Here is a 23978-nt window from a genome sequence, read left to right on the forward strand (position 1 = left end):
ATATTTTCAGTTAATTCTAATGTTAGAGGTGCGCATTATGAAAAGCACAAAATTAAATAATGGCATTGAAATGCCTATTCTAGGCTTTGGTGTTTATCAAATTGATGAAAAGCAGTGTCAGCAAGCGGTGTTGGATGCAATTGATGTTGGTTATCGTCTGATTGATACCGCAACGGCCTATCAAAATGAACGCCAAGTCGGAAATGCGATTAAAGTTAGTGGAATTGACCGAAAAGATCTTTTTATTACTACCAAACTTTGGTTAAATCGGGCTAGCTATGAAGGTGCTAAAATCCAATTTGAACAATCATTAAATTTACTACAACTAGATTATATTGATTTATATTTAATCCACCAACCTTTTGGTGATATTCATGGCGCTTGGCATGCGATGGAAGAACTTTATGAGCAAGGAAAAATCAGAGCAATTGGTGTTAGTAATTTTAGTCCGGATCGTTTAGCCGATTTAATGGCATTTAATAAAATAAAACCGGCCGTAAATCAAATTGAAGTTAACCCTTTTAATCAACAATTACAAGCAGCCCCTTGGATGCAAAGTAAGACTATTCAGCCGGAAGCATGGGCACCATTTGCTGAAGGAAAGAATGATATCTTCAATCATCCAATTTTAACCGCAATTGGCCAAAAATATAATAAGTCGGTAGGTCAAATTATTTTACGTTGGTTAATTCAACGGCAAATTGTCAGTTTGGCTAAATCAGTTAGAAAAGAGCGTATGATGGAGAATTTTAATCTATTTGATTTTCAACTTTCAGATAAGGATATGATCGATATCACCGCGATTGATACTGCAACCAGTGCATTTTTTTCACATAGCGATCCGGCCATTGTAGAGTGGTTGACTCAACGTCGACCAAATATTTAGTTTTAAAAAATTTACTATATATAGAAAAATCTAAAAAAAGCCGATAGTTAACATACAATATCGGCTTTACAAATTTATTGTGATTTTTTTTACATTTACCATTTAGCTCGTATGCCAACAGAAGCACTAATTGGAGCTTTCACTCTGGCATCGCCACCATGAGTGAATGTGTGACCAATTTCACTATATGCATTAATTTGATTATTAACTTCATAACTACCACCAATAGCTAATTCAGAACTGAAAGATTTAGCACCATTACTAAACTTAGTAGCAGCACTTTTACTAGCAAAAGTTACATGATCAGCACCACTTGGTGAATAGAAAAGGTTTACCCGTGCATAAGGGCGCCATAATTCATTATCAACTTTATAGTCACCTTCAAATCTAGCCCCAATACGGAATAGCAAAGCATTATTATCACTATGTTTTACTGTAGTTTTACCATTGATATGACTATCTTTTAAGTCTAACCATTGGTGAATAATTTGTGCTTGAGGTTCGATTTTCCAATTACTATCGAATAACCCAAATGGTTTGCCCGTTTCAATGGAGGCATTCAAACTATTTGCTTTTTGTTTGCTATTTTTATTACTATTTGGATTTACATCAGCTCGGTGACGAGCAGCTTGTAAAACCATATCTAAATACCCCTCATCGTTTTGCATATAGGTGCTATAAGCAGCCATAAAGTATGAATTAATACCATTGCTACCTACCCGTCCATATCTACCACTAGCAAAGCCATCAACACTTAAATTACCATGTAGATAACCGAAATATCCCCCAATTCGCCAATCGTCATTTTGCCAAATATCACTACCCAATTGGAAACCTGAGTAGTTGCCTTTACTGTGTGCATTTGCTGTACCATTCTGTTTTACATTAATACGTTTAGTGATAATTCTTCCCCACCCTATTGATGAATCCAACAATGGCGCATTACCAATACGTTGATGTAAGTTACTTTGCATAAGGTTATCTGCTAAACGAAGTTGTTCAGCTATTGCACCAAACATCGATACTTCTTTACGATAAGTTTTTATTCTGGCTGGTTTACCTGGTTTTTCTGGTTCAGGATCTATTGGTCTCGTAGGTTCAGTTGGGTCTATTGGTTTAATTGGAGTTGTAGGATCGACTGGATGTGTCGGTTCATTAGGATCTGTAGGGACAGTTGGATTATTAGGTAAGTAAGAACGCAAATACCAGTTATTATTTTGATTGTTAAGATCACCTTTATGTAAATAATATTCATATGCACCCACATCTAGATGCTCTTGTCGCATTTTAAAAGCATCATTACTACTTGATCCATCAACATGCACTAATTCAATACCATTTGTATTACTAGTATCAGTACCTAAACCATCAATATTATTAATCTCTATAAAAGTATTACCCGAAACATTACCCTGTACAAATAATCGATCAGTTGGACTATCACTATTTTGTACAACTGTGTCAAAGATTAACTTACCATCATCCCCAATATAATCACCGGTAATCGTTAAACGGTCACCTGCAAATTGATTACCAAGGGTAATCACACCACTATTATAAACACTACCACTAATATTAGATTGGTGCAGACCAGATTTAAGATCCACCATAGCACCTGTATTAATAGTTAATTTATCAGTATTTAAATCGCCTGTCAGTGTTAGTCTAGCAATACTACTAAGATTAATATTTTCCCAGCCAATAATAGCCACATCACCTATCGAACCATTAGAGGTTGATGAACCAATAAGATGAGTATTAAGGTTAAGGCTATCAACATCAGACGATCCATCTACGCGAGATAATTTATTCCCCCCATCAACGACTGTCAATTGTGATATATCTGCACCCTCATTGATAAATAAGGTATCATTGCCAGTACCCAATCTAATTTGACCACTAACTTTAGAACCATTATTAAGGGCAATAATTGAATCAGTTGTTTCATTTTTAATCGCAATACCACTAGCCGAGGAGACATCAGCGCCCTGATTTAAATTGATATAAGTTTTAAGACCTTCTTTACCAGAAGTATTAATACCTATACCCGTGATATTATTTTGGCTAACTACCTTTCCTGATATATCAAGTTCAGTCATACCTGTACCATTATTGGTCACCATAATACCGTTATCAAAACCACTGATGATGCCATTGAATTGTTTAACAAATAAATCTGTTGCGGTATCACCATTAGCAGCTAATATGCCTGATCCTTGATTAGCTCTAATATCACCTTGAGCTATAACATTAGTTAACCCTCGTCCTTTATTGGTGAGATTAACGCCATTTATCTCTCCCTGAATATTACTATCCGCTTCTTGTTTAAAGGATAGACTACTAGTATTGGCATCATTAGCTACAATGATAGCATCTAATGTTTGGCTAATGATTTTACCTGCAACTTTAATATTCGTTGAACCTTGCCCATTGTTGGTAAGATTGACACTATTTAGCTTGCCATTAATCTCACTACCTCTATTTTGACTAAAAAGTAAGTTATAAGTAGCAGACTCTGCAACAGCAAAAATAGCGTCACTATTCTTACCTATGACTTTACCTGCAATACTAATTACCGTTGAGTTTTGACCACTATTGACTGCATATATTCCGTAGCGATTACCATTGATTTCACCAGCTGATTGGATAACAGTAAGATTTTTAGAGTTAGTACCATTTTTCACTGCTATACCATCACGTTGTTTACCGATAACGTTATCTGAAGTAGTAATATTGGTTAGTCCTTGGCCATTATTTTCTATATTTATAGCATCTTGATTACCAGTAATATTACCTTTTAACTGATTGATTTTTAAATCCGTAGCACTATTATTGTTAATCACACGGATTGCATCATTCTGATCACCAGTTACATTGCCTGAAGTTGTGATTGCGGTGGTACTTTTGCCATTATTAGTAATATACATGCCGTATGACTCCCCTTGCATATTACCATCTAATTGTGACACCGTGATATCTTGGCTATTTTGATCATTGAGTAATGTAATGGCATTATATTGACTACCAATAATATCACCTGATGAAGTTACTGTTGTTTTACCTCTACCTTTATTAGTAATATTAATCCCATTAGCATTACCTTTAATCTGGCCTGATGTCTGCATCACATTGACATCTTGGCTATGAATGTCATTATTGACTAAGATCCCTTCATTCTCTTCGCCAATGACATCACCAAAAGTATTAACATATGTAGAGCCATTACCATTATTATTAAAATTAATACCACTTTTTTTACCATAGATACGGCCAGATGATTGTTTTGCAGTTAAATTTTGGCTGTTTGTTTGAGTTACAGCATAAATACCATTACCTTGATAGCCTAATACTTGTCCTGCAGTTGAAATCGTTGTAGACCCAGTCCCTTTATGTTCAATATTAATACCATCTTGTTTACCACTAATATTACCTGATGATTGGATAATTGTAAGATCTTTGGTATTAGTCTCATTAACAGCGACAATACCATAATTAGTCCTACCGGTTATATCACCCGAGCTACCAATAATAGAAGATCCATTGCCACCATTGTGAATATTAATACCATTAGATTGACCCAAAATAGTTCCTGCCGATTGATTAACCGTCATGTCGTGGGTATTAGCTTGATTAATTGCATAAAGGCCATCATTTTGTTGTCCACTGATTTCGCCATTAGTAGTAATTAAAGTTGAACCTGTCCCTTGATTAGCCAAATTCATTCCATTAAGTGCACCTTTTATACTACCATCGGTTTGATTAACGTTTAGATCAGTTGTGTTGGCACTACCCGTAACCTGTATACCATCTTTTTGTTGTCCTTCGATCGCTCCATGGCTTGAAATCGAAGTTATACCATTACCATTATTAACTATATTTATGCCGTATTCTTTACCCGTAATTTCACCTTTTAATTGATTAAAGGTTAATTTATTAGTATTGGCTTGACTAGTAATGTTTACACCATCTTTTTCATTACCAGTAACTGTGCCTGAAGTTGTGACAATAGTTGATCCATTGCCATTATTAACAGCATTAATACCGTTTAATTTACCATTAATAACCCCTGAATATTGAGTTATCGATAAATCATGCGTATTGCTGCTATTATTGGCATTGATCCCATCATTTTGTTGACCAATAATATTAGCTGTAACCGTAATTGAGGTAGAACCATTGCCCTGATTATTAGCTTTGATACCATTAAGTCCACCAGTAATAGAACCACCATTTTGTGAAATCAGTAAATCACCGGCATTTTGTTCATTTACGGCATTAATACCTTCATTTTCATCACCAACCACTTCTCCATTGGTAGTAATATTTGTTCTTCCTTTACCTCTATTATTAGCATTAATACCATTTTTTTTCCCATGAATATTACCTGCTGATTGAATTATTTTTAAACCTTGAGTATCACCATCGTTTACCGCCGAAATACCATCAAGTTCATCACCGATAACCGAGTCCGCAGTTGAAATTATTGTTATACCATGTCCATTATTTACGGCGTTAATTCCATTGGCTTGCCCATGAACATTGGCACCAACAAGTTCGGTAATGTTTAGATCTTGAGTAGAGGTACTATTTATAGTTCTTATTCCATCACCTTGTTTACCCGTGACATCACTAGAAATCGTAATACCTGTTGAACCATTACCATTATGGTTAATATTAATACCATTTTTGCCACCAATAATATCTCCAGCAGATTGATATAAAGTAATGTCACTAACACTATTATCACCAGTATAGTTATAACCATCATCATCAGATTCAATATGACTGGATAGTAATATTTCTACTGGATTGTTAAAGTTAGTGGCACCAAAAAGTGAGTTAATATAAGCATTGATTTGTTTATTAGATAATTGATTATTAGATAAATTTTTATTGGCAATCTCATTAGTAACTTTTCGGCTGCAATTATTAACGAGTAATGAATTATCACACTGAGCATAACTCATTGGTGTCATGACTAATATTAAACTGATAGCTGGTAATAAATTAAGTAAAAATAATCGACTTTTAGATTGTGCTTTTTCTGATGTAACGATGTAGGCTTGACGTTGTGCATTCCAAACTAACTTAAATACTTTATTCATTATTTCCTCTCCAAAATAAATCTATATTGGTAAAACAACATTTTTATTTGAAAAATCTAATAGAGAATTTTTAAGTAGTGCTATTAAGTGCATGGCAATTTGCTTATTACAGCTAAGAAATCAATACAACTGTGGAGCGGGCAAAATTTCGAATAAATAAAAAAGACTTTATTTATCAATAACAATAAGACAAAATTAGTAAATAATTAAAAAAAGAAAAAGAAAAACTATATTATGAATAATTTAAATTTTACAAAAAGAAAACTGACGGGAATAGAGTGCCATTTTTACCACATAGTAGGTAAATTGGCAATTAAAAGAATAAAATATATTAATGCGTCTAAAAAAGAAAATGAGTTTTATACGAGTGAATTTTTTTAGTATTTCCTAAATTATTCAATCTATTATACGCAACAGCCTTTTATCTGCTCGGATCAGATAATATAAACTTAATTATTTAATAAGTTAGACGAAATTTTATTCGCTTGAAATAAAGTAAATTCTAAATCAACAAGATCATAAATACAAAACGGATCTAATTTCATAATATTTTTAACTTCTTCAAGTGAATCACTCATTACTACAATAATTGCACCTGTTTTATCCTCTAAAGGACCTGACGCGATAAACTTATTGTTGGCAAAATACTCATCTAAAAATTTATTATGTTCTTCAAATTTAGCTAACAATTCTTCCAAAGGTTTTTTAAATTTAAAAGTTACAATTATCATTATATATTCCTTATATATTTTAAATTATTTAGATAAATCTTTAGCTAAATTTTTCAGAACTAAAAAGTTTGGCTTATTGTGATCTTTTATCATAAAAAAATTAACGATGGTTAATTGTGCAATCAAAAAATCAATCCGGGTTTACTAGTAAATTCATTTTTTAGCTTTAAGATTTTTCAATAGTCTATTAACTATCAGTGGATGTAGTACAGACACTGGTGCCATATATACCTTGCCGATAAAATTATGATTTTTGACTGATGTAATTACATATAATTTATTTTGTTTATCATTATCTTCAATTAAACGAAGATGTAAACAAACATCTAGATGATGATCTCTAACGATTAAAGTTAATTTATCTTTTTCTAACTCAATAACGTTAAAAAAATGCACTATATCACCAATATTAGGTATATTTTCACCTAACTGTTCAAAACCTTTTATTGTTCTAATTCCAACCATTAGGCCTAAAAAATCTCTCATCTGAAATAATATTTTAAGCCATTTCGGTTGAGATTGAGTCATCATTCTATAAGCGTCATAAGCAGAAATATCTTTAGGAAGAGAGGTAGTTTGGTAACTTAAATAATTAATATCTTCCGCAATTAAAGTTACCTGATGGTTTAATAAATTATTTAATTTATTAATAATATTTGTTTTCTTACCATCCATCACTAACTCAATTGGCAAGTAAATAAATTATTAGCTAATTTTGCTGTATGATTATACATTTATCAATCAATAATATATAAATAGTTATTACTTGCAGTTTTATTTAATTTTAGTTATTTTTCTACCAAACACCCGTTGAGGCGCCACCATCTACTATCATTGTCATTCCAGTCACAAATTCACTTTGCGTTAAATAAACAGCTGCATCAACGATATTTTGCGGATTGCCAATTTTGCCCATAGGAGACATTTTAGCTAAATTTTCTCTATCTTGTGCATTATGAATTGCATTTAGTGGGGTATCAATTACACCTTTAGCAATGGCATTCACTTGTATATTTGATGAAGATAATTCTAAAGCTAATGCTCGCGTATAATGTCGCTTTAACTCAAGATGCAGAGGCTGACTTAGCTGCCATTTATGACTATATAGCAGAGTATGACTGCTTTGAAAATGCCAATTACGTATTGGATGAACTATTAAAAACTGCTAAGAATTTAAGCCATTTTAATGAAAAATGCTGTATTCCTAAAGAGTTACTAGATTTAGGCAATCGTGATTATCGTCAAACCTTGTTTAAATCCTACCGGCTTATCTACAAAATCATCCACCAACAGGTCGTTATCTTTTTAAATTCCGATGACAGACGTGATATGCAAGCATTATTAACGCGGCGTTTATTAAGGTAGGGTGTATTACAAATTAGGGGTTATAAGGCTAATAATTAGCCGTTATTGCTATACCATCAATGACTTTTTATTCTATGGAATTATGTTATATTGATAACATTAACAAACTCACTCTTACACAGTGTACCTCATAATGGATATAAAACTCGTTAAAAACGATAAACGTTATATAGAAGGCACGGATGATGTCTGCTAATCGTTCAAACAAGATTAGTAAGATTTAATTGATTTCTATCCACTAAACGTGACAGTTAAAGTTTAGGATAATACCATTAAAAATGGAGTTATAGTACTAATGGCCACAAGTCAGCATTAGTACAGTTTTAAACATAGTTACTTGAAACGATCGTCTAATAGTGCATACAAGTTTCTACGACTATCTATCACCATTTCAACAGAAACTATCTTTGTTGTTTCATCAATATAATAAATAATCCGATAAACCTTAAAGTTGATCTCTCTGTACTCTATCATCCCATACTCATAAAGTTCATAAGGATGAGAACCACGTTGGGGAAGTATCTCAAGTTTTTTAATAGTCTCTCTAAGCTGATTAAATACATATCTAGCATTTTCAATACAATCATATTTTTTAATATATTGGTAAATCTGGTTGATATCTTTACTGGCAATATCAACGATTTCAACTCTATATTTGACCGTCATGATTAACTTTCGCTATCTTTACTTAGAATCTCATCAAATACCTCATCGACTGAACGACTTTGGCCTTTTTGTCGTTGTTGACTTGAGATAACAAGTCGCTTTAACATAGCAATCGTATTCATTTGCCTATCATACTCACTCACTTCCACTAAAACAGCTGTAGCTTCACCGTTTTGGGTAATAACTAACGGCTGTCTATCTTCAGCTAATTTGCTCATGACTTCACCCGTATTGTTTTTTAAGTAGGTAATAGATTTTACTTGTCCGCTTAAATTCATAATAGGCCCTTTAATGATGCTTTTTAATGATTTAATTATATACCTAATTAGGTTTTTAAAAAGAATTAAATATTTTTTCTAAACATCTAGTTATATTTTCTTGATGAGTTGATTGATAATCTAGCTCATTCCACAGCGAATAAAATTGTGGTCAATCTTGCTAAATCTCTTCAAAGAAGGTTCAACAAAACCAACCTCTGGATTGCCCATTTGCTTATATTTAGGATTACTTTCCTGCACCTGAATATTTTTAGATTCGTGTTGTACTTTTCAACAATATTTGACATCATCAAGAATTGAGTAGTTTTTTTCTCAGGCTTTAATCATTAGACCATTAAATTTATTAATTCCATAGAGATAAAGACTCATTATTTCAATGAAATAATTATACACTGAAGTTTAAAGCCAATGTACTACCTGGCTTCCGAGGTACTAAATCAAGTACACAGTACTCATATGATATCTTACGTTGCAAACGATTGTAATAAAGTAAGTTTTTAACCTAAAACATGAATTTCACAAGGGCTTATGGGATAAGCTTTATATAATAAATAAAATCATAATATTACAGGTCTTTATCTGAAGTACTACCCAGTTTCTGATGTACTAAATTAGGTGCCACTTATGCTTGGTTGGAGTGGGTATGAAAAGAGGGGGTAAGCTATATTTATTAGTAATATCAATATTTTAAATACAAAAGAAAAATATTTATACAACTCGAACCGATATTACAACTAATTGATTTGAATAGTTTTTTTGAATTGGAGCGGGAAACGAGGTTCGAACTCGCGACCTCAACCTTGGCAAGGTTGCGCTCTACCAACTGAGCTATTCCCGCATATTGATTGCTTCGAAAGAAGTGGTGAGCATTATACAAAAATATTAGTCTATGGCAACCTTTTTTAACCGTTATTTTTTATTCTTCCAGCTAAGTGTTTCAAAAACACCAAAAATAAAAAGTCTAAGTGCTCTAAATTTATCCTGCTGCTTTTCTTGGTTGGTCATTGTTGATTGTAATAACCAAGCTTGTAAGCCATGAGTTATAACAAATGCAGCCAATCCAACGTAAGCAACAATATTGGCTGGCTTTGGAAATGGATGAACTAAGTTAAATAATAAAAATAACCATATAAATGAATAGATTGATTTGCCCAAAAGTATAAACATTATTTTTCTTCTCGTATAAATAAATAACTATGAACTTGGCCGGCGGTTTTTTCCCGATGTAAATACCAATTTGATGGGATATAACTAGTTAGATCATGATTTGTTTCAGACTCGATGTAAATATAAGCTGATGAAGTAAGCCAATGATTATTTTCAAGGAGTTGTACTGTCTTTTCAATCAATGATTGATGAAAAGGCGGATCGATAAAAACAACATCAAATTGTTTTTGCGCAGGTTTATCTAACCATTGAAAAGTATCGGTTGCATAAATATCAATATTATTACTGGCAATGAGTTGTTTATTTTTTTTCAGCTGATTAGCTGTTTGCTTGTCTTTCTCTAATAATGTGACTGATTGAGCTCCACGTGATGCAGCTTCAAAACCTAATGATCCACTACCTGAAAAACAATCTAAACAATTGCTATTTTGTATAATTGGCATTAACCAATTAAACAAAGTTTCTTTTACCCTATCTGTGGTTGGACGCAGGCCTTGTTTATCAAGAACTGATAATTTTCTACCGCGCCATTTACCACCAATAATTCTTATTGAACCATTCATATAATAACCTTACTTAGAATAGTTCTTGAGTATTGCCTTGTGAATCCGTCACACTAGTACCAACTTCTTGTGATCCATATGTAGTTGGCTCAGTTCCTTTAATAAAGTATTCAGACATTGTTCTTGCACCAGAACCTGGTAACATTCCGGTTCGTTGATCAATTGTCACTGAAATCACATTATCTGGTTTTACATCTTGTTTTTCTGGCACATCTTCAAGAGCAACTTTCATATAGTCAACCCAGACTGGGTTAGCTGTAACTGCACCAGCTTCGGCACGGAAAGTCCGCCCTAAAGCACGACGGTGATCATCAAAGCCCATCCAAACCGATGTGACAATATTGCCACCAAATCCAGAAAACCAGACATCTTTCGATTGGTTAGTGGTACCAGTTTTACCACCAACATCTTTTCGACCTAAGGCTTTTACACGCCATGCTGTACCTTGCCAATCCGAACCACCAAAAACAATGGTACGTAATCCATCTTTCATAATATAAGCAATACCGCTATCAACCGTGTGTGGCGCATATTTAGGTGTTACATCAACGGTTTTGTTATCATTATTAATATCAGGTAGGATTAGATTATCTTCTGACTTAAGATTTGCCTCTTCTGGCTCTTCATTACCTATTTCATTCGATTCATTTTCAACGTTATCTAACGATACAGAAACTGAATCAAATTTAACAACCTCATCGTTACAATTATGGCAAGCAATTAATGGTTGGTGTTGATAAATAACACCACTGTCATTGTCGTGTTCAATTTTTTCAATTAAATATGGCGTAATTAAATAGCCACCGTTCACGATTACTGAATATGCTCTAGCAACTTGTAAAGGTGTAAATGATGCAGAACCTAAGGCTAACGATTCATTATGAGAAATATTTTCTTTCGGGAATCCGAAACGTTCTAAATAGGTTGCCGCATAGTCAATACCTATAGCACGTAACGCCCTTACCATCATCACGTTTTTAGACATTCCTAAACCGATTCGCATTCTTAAAGGACCTGCATAGTTAGGAGGAGAATTTTTTGGACGCCATGTTACACTTCCAGTAGTCCGCACAATAGGTGCATCATTAAGTAGCGTAGCCATGGTTAAGCCCTGTTCTAAAGTTGCTGTATAAATAAATGGTTTTATATTAGAACCTAACTGACGTAATGCTTGTGTTGCACGATTAAATTTACTTAAATTGAAATCATAACCACCAACAATTGCCTTAATAGCACCATTATCCGAATCAAGAGAAACCAATGCGGCATTAACAGCTGGTATTTGCGCTAAGCCCCAATTATCACCAGATTTTTTTACCCAAATTAGTTGACCTGCTTTTAACGTGTCATTAACTTTTCTTGGCAATGCACCTTGTTGATTATCATTAATAAATTTTCTTGCCCATTTCATATCTTGGTAAGCAATATTAATATTACTTTTGTCAGATAATACAGCTGTTGCTTCCTTATCATTCGATTCTAATACCACTGCTGGGCACATACCGCTATAGCAAATATATTTGTGTAAGGCTTCTTGGATTTGCTCTTCGTTTAATGCTGGCTCATTATTTTCCCATAAGACTTTTTCGGGGCCTCGATAGCCATGTCGCATATCATAATCAATAATATGTTTTTGAACTGCTTCAGTTGCTGCAACTTGATCAGTTTTAGAGATGGTTGTATAAACTTTATAACCGTCAGTATAGGCATTTTCACCAAATTTATCGTACATAAATTGTCTTGCCATTTCAGCAACATATGGTGCAGAAAATTCAATATTTGGCGTATGGTAACTGGCATTTAAAGGTTTCTTAATTGCTTCATCATATTCAGCTTGAGTAATATAAGATTGGTCTAACATTCGTCCCAAGACCCAGTTACGTCTAATTAACGCCTTATCTGGATGAGAAATCGGATTAAACGCTGAAGGAGCATTTGGTAAACCAGCAAGTAATGCGGCTTCATCTACGGTTAACTGATCAGGTGTTTTACCAAAAAAGGTAAATGATGCGGCAGCAATACCATATGCTCGCGATCCAAAATTGATCATATTAAGATATAACGCCATTATCTCGTCTTTAGATAATTCTTGCTCCATACGAATAGCAATAATCATCTCTTTTACTTTACGAGATATGCTTTTTTCCGGTGTTAAGAAAAAGTTTTTAGCAACTTGTTGAGTAATAGTACTACCACCTTGTGAAAAGCCTTTTTGTTTTAATCCTACATACATTGCTCGTACAATACCAATTGGGTCAATCCCAAAATGTTCATGAAAACGAGCATCTTCGGTAGCAATAACAGCATTTACGACAATTGGTGGAATTTCATCATATTTTAATGGTATTCGTCTACGTTCACCAAAGACAGCAATCAATTCACCATCTTTACTTAGCACTTGCATAGGTGTTTGTAATCTAACATCTTTTAATGTTGCAACATCCGGTAAATCTTTTGAATAATAGCTATAACCAGCTATACCTATAATTAAGCCACAAAGAAATAAACCTATAAAAAGTTTAAGACAAAATTTTAATATTTTTAGTATTATCACAAATCATTCCTATCCAATTGATTTTTTGATCAAAAAAAGATAATAAAACTGTTGTTATATTTATTATATCAAATCATTTTTAACCGACGAGTATACTACTTACTCGATAAGACTCAAAATAAAAAGCAGTAATTATCTATATTTCAAATAATATTTGAATCAGATTTTTAACCATTAACTCTTTTAATTTAAATGAGAAATTTAGCTTAAAATTAATTGCAATTCTTATATTTCGTTACTAATACGTTGATTAATAAATTACCATCAATACATGATAGAACAGTGCAAAAATTGTGAACAAATTGTCGATTTTAACTGTATTGCCAGTAAATTATTCAAGGATTTTACGTATTATCTCACAATATTTTTATATTTTTAAATAAAACAAATAAATTGATTAAATAATTGTGTTTTACATCTAATTAAAGAGTAACAATATGTGGAGCACAAACCTTACTCCATCTTTTTTACAATTATTAGGTTCTTGCTGTTTTTATTTAATTTTAATAATCATCAGCTTAATTCAGTTTGCCAATACATATCTAAATTGTTATACCTATATTTTAATTTTAGTTTTAATCGTTGAATGGTGGCGTAGTGTCAATTATTTCAGAACTATTAACGGAGAACTGGCATTATTTGATTATATACATCAAATTTATTGGCATAAACAACGTTGGCATTTAATACGAAAACCACTACTTTTACGTTATATGGTAATTTTAAATCTAAAATCATGTCGCGATGGCAAAAGAAGAGTACTGTTTTTAATGATCGATAACCTTGCGCCTAATGATTGGCGCACACTACACTATCATTTAAAACAAATTGATTTATCATAATGAAAATAAATTTAATTGAGAATTATTCAGATCAATTTATTAATGTGATTTTTTAATCCAATATTCAAATGGTACTGATTCAATTTGCGCGTTAACTAATTGATGGTCCATATGCCGACAAAAGCTAGGAATATCACGAGTTGTAGCCAAATCATCAGCTATAACATGTAGAATTTGGCCAACAGCTAATTCTCTAATCGCTTTACGAACTAACATAATGGGTTCTGGGCAACGCAGGCCCAGAGTATTAAGATCTTTATCAACAATCATATTTATGGTTAATATAACTATTCAAATTAAAGTAAAAGATTAGCTAAATAGTGAGGTACAGCATCATCAGCATTAGAGCCAATTACTTCAAGTTCAGGAAGTAACGACTTAAGTTCAGGGCTCGCATCTTTCATAATACAGCCCTTCCCTGCCATTTTTAACATTTCATAATCATTCATACCATCACCAAAGGCAATACTGTCTTTAAGTTGATAACCTAAGCTTTCAACCACTAACTTTAATGCACTACCTTTAGTTACATTTTCCGCCATTACTTCAAGACAGTTTGCTGTGGAAAAAGCAATACTAACTTTTTTACCAAATTGTTGTTCAATTTTGTGTTTTAGTTCGACTAAGTGATGGTTATGTGCAACATCAGAAGTGGTAAAATAAATTTTGGCAATATCATCAGCAGCAAAGTTACGCGGGTCGAAGAATTGATATTTAAATTTTGTATCAGTGAAAAAACTAAGCGAATATGCATCTGGTTTATTAATTAACCAATCATCACCACGATAAACATGTGTATAAATATATGGACTGTCCTGACAAATTTGTGCTAATTCACAAGCTATATTAGCTTCAAAACTGCGACTAAAAACTAAATTACCACGACTATCATGAACTCTGGCGCCGTTTGCGGTTATCATAAAAGCATCGATTTCCATATTTTCGCGCATTTGGCCAACATCGATATGGTGTCGACCAGTAGCAAAGGCAAAGTGAATTCCCATTTGACGTAAAGCTTGAAGAATTTTTTTAGTAAATGGCGATAAGCTATGCTCAGTATTTAGCAAAGTACCATCTAAATCAGAAGCGACAAAATGAAACATGATATTCTCAACTTTTATAATAAATTGTAATTTTAGCGACTATATTTTGCTGTGAGTTAATATGCTCAAAACAAAGTAACAAAATAAGATTGAGTATGATACAACTCCATGACTATTTACTCAACTAATTGCGGCGTAATAAAGATAACTAATTCTCTTTTTTGTTGTTTTTTTGCTTTGTTTTTAAAAGCATTACCGATAATGGGTACATTGCTAATGCCTGGAACGCTATTTTTACTAACATTATTAATTTGTTGGAAAATTCCACCTAATACAACAGTTTCGCCACTTTTAATTTTGACTTGTGTTCTAATTTCCTGTGTTTCAATAGCTAGCGCTTCGCCCCCATCACGTCGCTTTATTGAACGACCAGCCGTATTTTGTGTGATATATAAATCTAATATCATTTGATCGTTAGCAATAATTTTCGGGGTAACTTCTAAACCTAATACAGCTTGTTTAAATTCAATGGATGTTGATCCATTACCACCATTTGAAACTTCGTAAGGGATTTCTGTGCCTTGTTTTATCGAAGCCATATTTTGATTTGCCGTTAACAAATTCGGACTTGCTATAATTTCTAACTGGTTTTCTGATTCTAGTGCCGAAAGTTCAAGATTTAACAAACTACCTGAAAGTTTTGCTAAATTGAAGCCAACCGAAGATGCTGCATTGGTGACACCAAAGTCAACATCAAACTTACTCAATACTTGTGATGAGTGCCCCGTATATCCCCACTTTATGCCTAACTCATCCATACTTTGCTTATTCATTGTGACAATATGAGCCGAAATATGTACTTGAGGAATTGGCTGATCCAAACTTTTAACTAATTTTTTAATGTTAGAAAATTGTTTAGACATATCGGTAATAATAATTGAGTTAGTTCTTTTATCGATAATCGCTTTACCTCGCTCAGATAATAATCCTTGTGATTGAATTGTTTCAACTAGATTACTAAGGTCAGCATGATTAACTGGAATAGTTAGTAAAGTTAGAGGCTCATTTAACTGCAGTTCTTTTTGTTCTAGTAATTTTTTTTGAAGCAACTCCTCTGGATCATCAGCTTTTGATATAAATAAGATATTATCGTCAATTTCAGCGCGTAAATTTGCAGAATTTAAAACAACTGTTAATGCTTTTTGCCATGTAACATTTTGTAGTTTAATGGTTTGTTTGGTTGACAAATCATCGACCATGACTAAGTTCATTTGTTTATTGTCAGCAAGTGCTTGCAAAATTATGGCAATGTCTGTTTGATAAAAATTTATAGAAACTAGATCGTCCGATTCAGCACTTGATAAAGTTTTAGGATTTGCCCAACATGACATAGAAAAAAGAATAGCTAAAATAACAATATTTAAATATTTTTTTGCAAAATTTTTTAAAATCAGGCCAATTTTAAACATTAATCACAACCTTAAACTAGAATAGTCACTTATTTTGTCAACGGCATTGTCCATAACACATTATGATTGCAATAGTTAGGTAAACTTGCTTGCCATAAAAGTTTATCGTCTAATACAGCACTTATAGTCCATGGAAACAAAATATGCGGTATAGTATTATCAGTAATCGCTAACCAATTATTTTCAGAAAAAAGCCATAATTGTTGGTAATGGTTCTCTATGCGATGGATATAACCTTTATATTGCCAAACTTGGATCTGTTTATTAAGAATATCTGTCTGCTCCTGACAACTAAAATTAATAGTTTGTAAAAAAGGATCCCTTGTTAAATGAATATCTGCATTAACATTAAAACAACAAATCATTAATAAAAAAGAACTGATAATAAGATAATGATTCATTTAATATCCCTTTTAATCAATATGCTAAATTTAATTAGCAAATAAGTATCTTGTTTATCAATAATAAAATTCTGAAAATCTAAATAATAAAAATTGTCATTTAATTCACTAATAAATTGCATAAAATTAATAAACTGCCCTTGTAGCTCAATATGCCAATAACTTGACGATTCATTTTTCTCATATTTAAAGGAAGTTAAGTGCAATTGATTACGTTTGATTGCTTTAGCAAACTCAAGTTCTGTTAGTAAAGTTAGCGAACTATTTTTAGCAGATTGATAACGTTCAATTTTTGATTGAAGTAATTTAATTGTCGTTTTCTTTTCTTCATATATTGCAATTTGCATCTCAGTTTGTTGTTTTAATTCTTGAATAAAAAACTGATAACAGATAAAAAACACAATTGAAGGTAACAAAAGGCTGATTAAATATTGTTGCCAAATAGGTCTATAAAAAAAATCATTATTCATTTAATTCAATATCCATTTGAAATAACAAACTGTCTCCAATATTTTCAATATTTTTCACCTGGCTACTATTTACCTCATGACTGGATAAAAGTTGCTGATTAAAATTAATAATATCTACATAATTAATACTTTGACCGGTAATTTTTATCTTTTGTGCTTCATATTCATACAATCTTAACCAAATTGTCTCCGGCAGAATTTCTGCAAACATTTGTAGCGATTGTTGAATCTGTTTTTGACTTGGTGAAGGATTAGGAATAAAACTTGCTAATTGAGCAGACAATTGCTGTTCTAGCGCTTGTTGTGTTGATAGCTGTTTCGAATATTGAGTAAATGTAGTTTGGCTATCAAGTAAAAGATAAAAGAAGAAACAACTCAATAAACCAATAAAGCTAACCATGAAAAGTAGTAATTGAAACTGATGCTGCCTTGCTTTTTGCTGGCGCCACGGTAAAAAATTAAATCTAATATTATCAAACTTACTATTAATAGAAAGCAAATTTAAACCATGTTTTTTGGATAAATCTATCCAATAATTGGCTGTATCACTCTCACAAATAGCAATCATAATAGTTTTAGGATGACCTGCTAATGACACAAAATCGAAAAACATATTGTTTGCCGGTAACTGAAATAGTTTACTGATTATTGCTTTTACATATAAAGTTAATTCTGCTGAATTTAATTTCACCTCAGGATAAGCCGTTTTCTGAAACTGAACGTAACTTTGGCCTAAATTCAGTGCTATTGCGGTTAATTTTGGCTGCTGTTTTTTTAAATTTTGTATCAGTTGCTCAATATCAGTCGAGTTTTGATAAGGAATATCAGCTAAATTTTTATTATTAGAATGTTCGTTAAGGGCTTTAACAGTTACCACTTGATAGCTTAATATTTCTGGTTCGATTGTAATAACAGCACATTTTTTATTAAAAAATATCATATGTATCTTAAATAATATTGATTAGTGATATCACAAAATAATAATCATAAGTAGCTGTAAATAAGCCAACAATATGCATATTTGCGAAGTATCATCCAAAAAATGTCTAAAATTAAACCGAACAGGGTTAATTTTAAGGAAAATTAAAAAAAAAGGTTGACTGAAATAAGACGTGCCTTATAATGCACATCCACACGGTAAGGGTGATTAGCTCAGTTGGGAGAGCACCTCCCTTACAAGGAGGGGGTCACTGGTTCGAACCCGGTATCACCCACCAATTCTTACCGTGATGTTTTAGAAATAAAACACTTGGGGTGATTAGCTCAGTTGGGAGAGCACCTCCCTTACAAGGAGGGGGTCACTGGTTCGAACCCGGTATCACCCACCACTTTTACTATCTTAATGGGTTGTTAGCTCAGTCGGTAGAGCAGCGGACTTTTAATCCGTTTGTCGAGCGTTCGAATCGCTCACGACCCACCACTTTTTTCTCTTTCACCTATTCCACTACAGATAAATTACTTAGCGATGAGAACGCTAGCGTTCGACAAATTCGTCTGGAACGAATTTGAACAACACAAAGTGTTGGCCCTGAAAAGGTGAGGCTCACGATGTGCCGAACAATCTAGCTCACGACTCAACATTTTTACTAACCAAAAGAAAATTATTGATACTTTTGTAAACTTGCTTATAAAATAGCTAAATTACATAACGACAATAGATTTATCTATAACGAATAAATTCGCTACAGTCCTTTTACAGTAATAAAATTACTGGGTATATAATGAAAAAATTAATTCTAATCCTATTATTAGGTTTGTTCACCTATAGTTCAACTTTTGCTGATGAACAACCTGAATTAAATTTTGAAAGTGAATATCAAAAAGCTACAGAACAAAATGATCCTGAGGCTCAATATCATGTTGGAATAATGTATTTTAATGGTTATACAGTTAAAAAACGGATATTTAAAGGTATTGAACAAGGGGCAATTAATGAGCCCGAACAAAAAACTGAACCGGATTATAGCAAGGCAAAAGAATGGTTTGAAAAAGCAGCTAAACAAGGACATATTGGCGCTCAACATAGTTTAGCTATGTTGTATTATAACGGACAAGGTACAAAGCAAAATTATCTAAAAGGTATTGAATGGGATACTAAAGCAGCGCAAAAAGGAGATCCTGTAGCACAATATACTTTAGCAACTATGTATTATAAAGGCACCGGTGTTAAACAAAATTATTTTAAAGCTAAACAATGGTTTGCTAAAGCTGCAGAACAAAACTATTTAGATTCTAAAGACCATTTGGCAGTAGTTTCCAAAAAAGTTCAGGCAATTATCAAGAAAAATAATCAAGCAAAAAAACAAAAAACTAGCAGTGTAGATTGTGGATGTAGTTAAAGCAGAAAAAAATTATCATATTTTTTAATTTATTGCTTATTTATAGTTAAAAACTCCACTGAAAATAATAATTGTGCTATTGCCTTAACTAAATTCAATAGCACAAAATAGACAACTTAAAGCGTTAAACCATAACCTAATGGATATAATGCCTGCATGTCGTTTGCTAAATCAGAAGATTGTTTTATAACACTATTCATTGAGTCTGGTAATGCAAATGGTAATTTAGCGCTGAATGGTTGACTATCCAATAATCGTTTAAATAACACATCATCATTTACACCAAAATTTGCAACCACTGCATTTGCTATTTGTTTTACCGGAGTTAAAACTGCAGGTCTATCTAAATAAACAGTGACTACAACGGGATGTTTTTTACTTGCGTCATTAATAAATTTTATATCTTTATCATCAGCAGTATATTCTAGTGAACCTTCATGATATCTTGCACCAAAGAAGTAATTTTTATGTTTTTGTTCATAAGGCGCATTAACTCTAGCAACAACCACATCAGCTTGATCTAATTTATCAACAATAGTTATTTTACCTTTTAAGGTATTTTTAGCATCTTCAGCAAAACCATATAAATAGACTTTACTACTGGATTTCAATGGCAGAATCTTATCTTTATTTTCTAATAAAACCAATGAATCAAATTGCGCTTTATCAGCAACTTTTTGGAAATCTTGATTGCCAACGAAACGGCTTGCTTCATTAGGATCAACATAAGGATTTTCAAATTGTCCTAAAGCAAATTTTTGCGTCAAGATTGCTAAAACTGCACTATCAATAGTTTTTTCATCCAGTTTATTGTTTTTTACAGCTGACACAATAACAGAGCTATTGCTCACTCCACCAAATTGTTGAACACCGGCTTGAATAGCTTTAATAAAACGTTGCTCAACAGTAAGATCTTCTACTCCCCATGGCATTCCTTCCGCTTTAGGAGCTATATCAGGCGGGTTACCGTTGATACAAACTTCATTACAATCTTTTGTAATATTCCAATCACTAATAATCACCCCTTTAAATTGATAAGTATCTCGTAATAGATCTTTCAATAAATAGCGATTAAAACCTCCGCCGACAGGTTCAATTTTATGATCATTTAATTGGGCATTTTTTAAAATAGAATAAGTCGGCATAATTGCAGCCACATTGACCTCAAATGCACCAGTGAATGGTATGATATGTTGTTCTAAACTGTTTTTATGAGTATAGAGTGCATATTTACCATAAGAGTTATGACTATCTAACCCCTCTTCTGCAGCACCATAACCAACCCAATGTTTAACGACGGCAGCCACACTTTGTGAATTTAAGCCAAGTTTGCCATTTTGCATACCTGAAATATAACCACGCACCATACTTTTACTTAGCATTGGATCTTCGCCAAATGTACCTTCAAAACGAGACCAACGTGGCTCAGTTCCTAAATCTGCCATAGGAGATAAAGCCTGAGTTACCCCTAGTGAACGATACTCTTGTCGAATAATGTTTCCATACTCATTTATAATTGACTCATTACCAATCGCCGCCATACCTAATGTCCCTGGCCATTGGCTAAATCCAGCTTTACTCGTTACTTTATAGCCATAATAGAAAGTGTTTCGAGGATCAACACTAATGGTAAGAGGAATAGCCAGACGAGAGGACTCTGCAATTTGTTGTAATTGATTATTTTGCTCAGCAAAATCTTTTGGATTCACCTCTAAACGAGTAATTAAACTATTTACCTTATCATCAAGCACTAACTGTTTAATTTCTTCTAAATTATACTTATCTCCATGACCAAGCTCATCGCCTAAACTTTTGGCATTACCATGCATCATCAGCCCTGCTTTTTCTTCTAACGACAATTTGCTAAGTAGATCTTTAGCACGAACTTCAGGCGACAAACGCCAATCTTCAAAAGGAGACAATTTGCCATCTTTATCAAAGTCTTTAAATTCTAGATTATCAATTACAATTTTCTTTAATTGATGGTTTTTAATCTCAACCTGCTCAATAGCAACAGCTTGACCAACAGCCAAAGCCGCACTAACCAATAATGCTAATTTCACTAGTTTATTTGTCATAAGAACCCCTTGTCTATTTACTCAGTATCCAATTAATTTTGCATAGCCGCTAAAACAGATATTCCCTAGTTATTAATATATTTGGCTTTCTTAAAGCAAAAAAACCTAAACACCTTGTTGAGTAAGATGTTTAGGTTTTGCCTGAATAGTTATGTGAACTAAACAGTAACAATCCTAATTTATAAATTAGCATAATATTAAAAACTTACTTTTGTCATAAACAAAAAATATTATAATTGTGATAAATATCACGTTATTATTAGATTAACTAAACATATTCTAGTTATACATTGATAATGATAAAAATTTTTAATGCCAATTAACTAAATAATGCTACATATATGAATGTATTTAGTAACAATAGATATTAAATTTTAGTGACAAATAAGGTGAAACAGTGACCAGATTAATAGTAATGATTAGCTTATTTTTATTTGCAATAAATGCCAGCTTTGCAGTTGAAAATATTGAGGCTTTTTTTGATGAGCAATATAAAAAAGCAACGCAGCAAAATGATGCTGAAGCTCAATTCTATTTAGGCCGCATGTATCTAAAGGGTGAAGGAGTTAAACAAGATTTTACCAAGGCAAAGGAATGGTTTGAAAAAGCAACCGAACAACATCATATGAGTGCACAAGCAGTTTTGGGTTCAATGTACTTTTTTGGTAATGGAATTGATAAAAATAAACAAAAAGGTAAAGAACTGATTGAAGAATCAGCATTAAGTGGAGATCCCATCGGTCAATTTTACTTTGGTGTTCTATATGAAGAAGCCGAACCCCAAAAGACATACAAAGGAATTGAAAAAAATATAGATGATAGTGGATTTTATCAAGACTTTGTCAAAGCTAGAGAATGGTATGAAAAAGCCGCACAACAAGGAAATATGCAAGCAACTTATAATTTAGGCGTTCTTTATGCAAATGGTCGTGGTGTTGAAAAAGATGAATTTAAAGCAAGAAAATATTATGAAATAGCTGCAAAAGGTGGTGATCGTCATGCAAAGCATAATTTGGCTATAATGTACTACAATGGTTATGCTGGACTAACCAAAGATTTGGCTAAAGGTGTAAAATTGGATATCGAAGCTGCCAAACAAGGATCACCATTAGCACAATACAATTTAGGCTTATTTTTCTATGAAGGTACTTATTTTAAGCAAGACTATACCAAAGCCAGAAAATCATTTGAGTTTGCAGCCGCTCAAAATGAAGCAGGCTCCCAATACATGTTAGCAATTATCTATGAACAAGGTTTGGGAGTTGATAAAGATCCAGAACGAGCCAGACATTATTATTATCTAGCTTGTCAAAATGGCTATGAAGAAAGTTGTACTCAGGCTAATGCTAATTGATTTTCAAGTTGAATGTTGTGGGGAAATTAACAACATTCAACTGCCATAAATAATATAAAAAATAAGTCGGTAAGCAATATAGAACATAACGACTCCTACAATTGAGTCCAATATAACCCACATTCTTTTTTGTTTAAATAATGGTATAAGTAACCTAGCACCGTAACCAATACCAAAAAACCAAATAAAAGAAACACAAACAGCACCAATTAAAAATGCCCATTTTTGCTCAGTTGATAAAGTGCCAGCTATACCACCAACAATTACAATTGTATCTAAATAAACATGGGGATTAAGTAAAGTAACAGCCAAAGTAGACAATATAACCTTAGTTAACGCATTCTTTTGTTGCTGAGTAGAATCAATTTGCATAGTGCTGTTACCTTGTATTGCACTCTTGCAGGCATTAAATCCATACCAAATCAAAAATAAAGCGCCCAAAATGGCAAGCACGTCGGTAATGATAGGATTACGACTAATAAATGCTCCGACTCCCCAAATACCGATAGTCATCAAGGTAAAATCACAGATAAAACAAATACCAGCGACAAAAAAGATATGATTTTTTAATAACCCCTGCTTAAGTACAAACAAATTTTGTGCACCAATAGCTATAATCAAACTTGCCGAAATCATCGAGCCACGTAATATTTCTGTCAGCATTGAA

At 32.8% G+C, this 23978-nt stretch carries 22 protein-coding genes and 4 tRNA genes; 8 read left to right on the plus strand and 18 right to left on the minus strand.

What is annotated here, in order from left to right; genetic code table 11:
• Positions 1-37: 37 nt before the first annotated feature.
• The gene (locus tag H3U96_RS03165; RefSeq protein WP_086354349.1) at positions 38-886 is read left to right on the plus strand and encodes an aldo/keto reductase; all 849 of its coding nucleotides are present in this window, start codon (positions 38-40) and stop codon (positions 884-886) included.
• 95 nt (positions 887-981) lie between these two features.
• Here H3U96_RS03165 and H3U96_RS03170 read toward each other — a convergent pair whose 3' ends face one another.
• The 4 genes from H3U96_RS03170 to H3U96_RS03185 all read right to left on the minus strand — a co-directional run bounded on the left by H3U96_RS03170 (position 982) and on the right by H3U96_RS03185 (position 7728).
• Positions 982-5991: an autotransporter outer membrane beta-barrel domain-containing protein gene (locus tag H3U96_RS03170; protein ID WP_198195664.1), complete on the minus strand. Its 5010-nt coding sequence runs from the start codon at positions 5989-5991 to the stop codon at positions 982-984.
• Positions 5992-6440: 449 nt separating this feature from the next.
• Complete coding sequence (locus tag H3U96_RS03175) at positions 6441-6722, minus strand: YciI family protein (RefSeq protein ID WP_198195548.1); 282 nt, start codon at positions 6720-6722, stop codon at positions 6441-6443.
• Between the two features lie 153 nt (positions 6723-6875).
• Positions 6876-7397 carry a DUF2867 domain-containing protein gene (locus tag H3U96_RS03180; protein ID WP_198195549.1) on the minus strand — a complete coding sequence of 174 codons (522 nt, stop codon included), beginning with the start codon at positions 7395-7397 and terminating at the stop codon, positions 6876-6878.
• 121 nt (positions 7398-7518) lie between these two features.
• Complete coding sequence (locus H3U96_RS03185) at positions 7519-7728, minus strand: SDR family oxidoreductase (protein ID WP_254422568.1); 210 nt, start codon at positions 7726-7728, stop codon at positions 7519-7521.
• A gap of 32 nt (positions 7729-7760) precedes the next feature.
• On the opposite strand from H3U96_RS03185, the gene H3U96_RS03190 reads away from it, so the two are divergent.
• Positions 7761-8087, plus strand: coding sequence for a type II toxin-antitoxin system RelE/ParE family toxin (locus H3U96_RS03190; RefSeq protein WP_065651275.1), 327 nt, complete (start codon positions 7761-7763; stop codon positions 8085-8087).
• A 333-nt stretch (positions 8088-8420) separates the two neighbouring features.
• Here H3U96_RS03190 and H3U96_RS03195 read toward each other — a convergent pair whose 3' ends face one another.
• From H3U96_RS03195 to H3U96_RS03220, 6 genes are all read right to left on the minus strand, one after another.
• Positions 8421-8753 carry a type II toxin-antitoxin system RelE/ParE family toxin gene (locus H3U96_RS03195; protein WP_086360793.1) on the minus strand — a complete coding sequence of 111 codons (333 nt, stop codon included), beginning with the start codon at positions 8751-8753 and terminating at the stop codon, positions 8421-8423.
• A 2-nt stretch (positions 8754-8755) separates the two neighbouring features.
• Entirely contained in the window at positions 8756-9031 is a 276-nt protein-coding gene (locus H3U96_RS03200; protein ID WP_065651277.1) for a type II toxin-antitoxin system Phd/YefM family antitoxin, read from the minus strand.
• A gap of 762 nt (positions 9032-9793) precedes the next feature.
• Positions 9794-9869 (minus strand) — tRNA-Gly (locus H3U96_RS03205).
• Positions 9870-9940: 71 nt separating this feature from the next.
• The gene (locus H3U96_RS03210) at positions 9941-10198 is read right to left on the minus strand and encodes a DUF1145 domain-containing protein (protein WP_034902452.1); all 258 of its coding nucleotides are present in this window, start codon (positions 10196-10198) and stop codon (positions 9941-9943) included.
• Positions 10198-10761, minus strand: coding sequence for a 16S rRNA (guanine(966)-N(2))-methyltransferase RsmD (rsmD, locus tag H3U96_RS03215; RefSeq protein ID WP_065579351.1), 564 nt, complete (start codon positions 10759-10761; stop codon positions 10198-10200). Before rsmD ends, H3U96_RS03210 begins: the two co-directional genes overlap by 1 nt.
• Before the next feature lie 13 nt (positions 10762-10774).
• The gene (locus H3U96_RS03220; RefSeq protein WP_217332407.1) at positions 10775-13315 is read right to left on the minus strand and encodes a penicillin-binding protein 1A; all 2541 of its coding nucleotides are present in this window, start codon (positions 13313-13315) and stop codon (positions 10775-10777) included.
• Positions 13316-13752: 437 nt separating this feature from the next.
• Here H3U96_RS03220 and H3U96_RS03225 point away from each other — a divergent pair, with 437 nt between their 5' ends.
• The gene (locus tag H3U96_RS03225) at positions 13753-14157 is read left to right on the plus strand and encodes a protein YgfX (protein ID WP_198195550.1); all 405 of its coding nucleotides are present in this window, start codon (positions 13753-13755) and stop codon (positions 14155-14157) included.
• A 39-nt stretch (positions 14158-14196) separates the two neighbouring features.
• On the opposite strand, the gene tusA is transcribed toward H3U96_RS03225, so the two are convergent.
• The 6 genes from tusA to H3U96_RS03255 all read right to left on the minus strand — a co-directional run bounded on the left by tusA (position 14197) and on the right by H3U96_RS03255 (position 18480).
• Complete coding sequence (tusA, locus tag H3U96_RS03230; RefSeq protein WP_034902442.1) at positions 14197-14427, minus strand: sulfurtransferase TusA; 231 nt, start codon at positions 14425-14427, stop codon at positions 14197-14199.
• A gap of 26 nt (positions 14428-14453) precedes the next feature.
• Positions 14454-15260, minus strand: coding sequence for a Cof-type HAD-IIB family hydrolase (locus H3U96_RS03235; protein WP_198195551.1), 807 nt, complete (start codon positions 15258-15260; stop codon positions 14454-14456).
• Between the two features lie 116 nt (positions 15261-15376).
• Positions 15377-16669 carry a secretin N-terminal domain-containing protein gene (locus tag H3U96_RS03240; RefSeq protein WP_198195553.1) on the minus strand — a complete coding sequence of 431 codons (1293 nt, stop codon included), beginning with the start codon at positions 16667-16669 and terminating at the stop codon, positions 15377-15379.
• A gap of 29 nt (positions 16670-16698) precedes the next feature.
• Positions 16699-17070, minus strand: coding sequence for a hypothetical protein (locus tag H3U96_RS03245; RefSeq protein ID WP_086320361.1), 372 nt, complete (start codon positions 17068-17070; stop codon positions 16699-16701).
• Positions 17067-17540 (minus strand): hypothetical protein, encoded by a 474-nt coding sequence (locus H3U96_RS03250; RefSeq protein ID WP_065613434.1) that lies wholly within the window; start codon positions 17538-17540, stop codon positions 17067-17069. The genes H3U96_RS03245 and H3U96_RS03250 overlap by 4 nt, the downstream gene beginning before the upstream one ends.
• A complete protein-coding gene (locus H3U96_RS03255; RefSeq protein WP_086360796.1) occupies positions 17533-18480 on the minus strand; it encodes a PilN domain-containing protein in 948 nt (315 codons plus the stop codon). Before H3U96_RS03255 ends, H3U96_RS03250 begins: the two co-directional genes overlap by 8 nt.
• A 201-nt stretch (positions 18481-18681) precedes the next feature.
• On the opposite strand from H3U96_RS03255, the gene H3U96_RS03260 reads away from it, so the two are divergent.
• The 4 genes from H3U96_RS03260 (at position 18682) to H3U96_RS03275 (ending at position 19879) form a co-directional block, all read left to right on the plus strand.
• Positions 18682-18757: transfer RNA gene (locus tag H3U96_RS03260), tRNA-Val, on the plus strand.
• 35 nt (positions 18758-18792) lie between these two features.
• Positions 18793-18868, plus strand: a tRNA-Val gene (locus tag H3U96_RS03265).
• A gap of 16 nt (positions 18869-18884) precedes the next feature.
• A tRNA-Lys gene (locus tag H3U96_RS03270) sits at positions 18885-18960 on the plus strand.
• A 301-nt stretch (positions 18961-19261) separates the two neighbouring features.
• On the plus strand, positions 19262-19879 hold the full coding sequence (locus H3U96_RS03275; RefSeq protein WP_086360797.1) for a tetratricopeptide repeat protein: 618 nt from the start codon (positions 19262-19264) through the stop codon (positions 19877-19879).
• Between the two features lie 116 nt (positions 19880-19995).
• Here the strand turns inward: H3U96_RS03275 and H3U96_RS03280 are convergent, their stop codons facing one another.
• Positions 19996-21957, minus strand: coding sequence for a glycoside hydrolase family 3 protein (locus tag H3U96_RS03280; protein WP_198195555.1), 1962 nt, complete (start codon positions 21955-21957; stop codon positions 19996-19998).
• A 397-nt stretch (positions 21958-22354) separates the two neighbouring features.
• Here H3U96_RS03280 and H3U96_RS03285 point away from each other — a divergent pair, with 397 nt between their 5' ends.
• The gene (locus H3U96_RS03285) at positions 22355-23311 is read left to right on the plus strand and encodes a tetratricopeptide repeat protein (RefSeq protein WP_198191782.1); all 957 of its coding nucleotides are present in this window, start codon (positions 22355-22357) and stop codon (positions 23309-23311) included.
• 36 nt (positions 23312-23347) lie between these two features.
• On the opposite strand, the gene H3U96_RS03290 is transcribed toward H3U96_RS03285, so the two are convergent.
• The gene (locus tag H3U96_RS03290; RefSeq protein ID WP_198195563.1) at positions 23348-23974 is read right to left on the minus strand and encodes a LysE/ArgO family amino acid transporter; all 627 of its coding nucleotides are present in this window, start codon (positions 23972-23974) and stop codon (positions 23348-23350) included.
• Positions 23975-23978: the final 4 nt, after the last annotated feature.

This window comes from Gilliamella sp. M0364 (assembly GCF_016100565.1).
Lineage (GTDB): Bacteria > Pseudomonadota > Gammaproteobacteria > Enterobacterales > Orbaceae > Gilliamella > Gilliamella apis.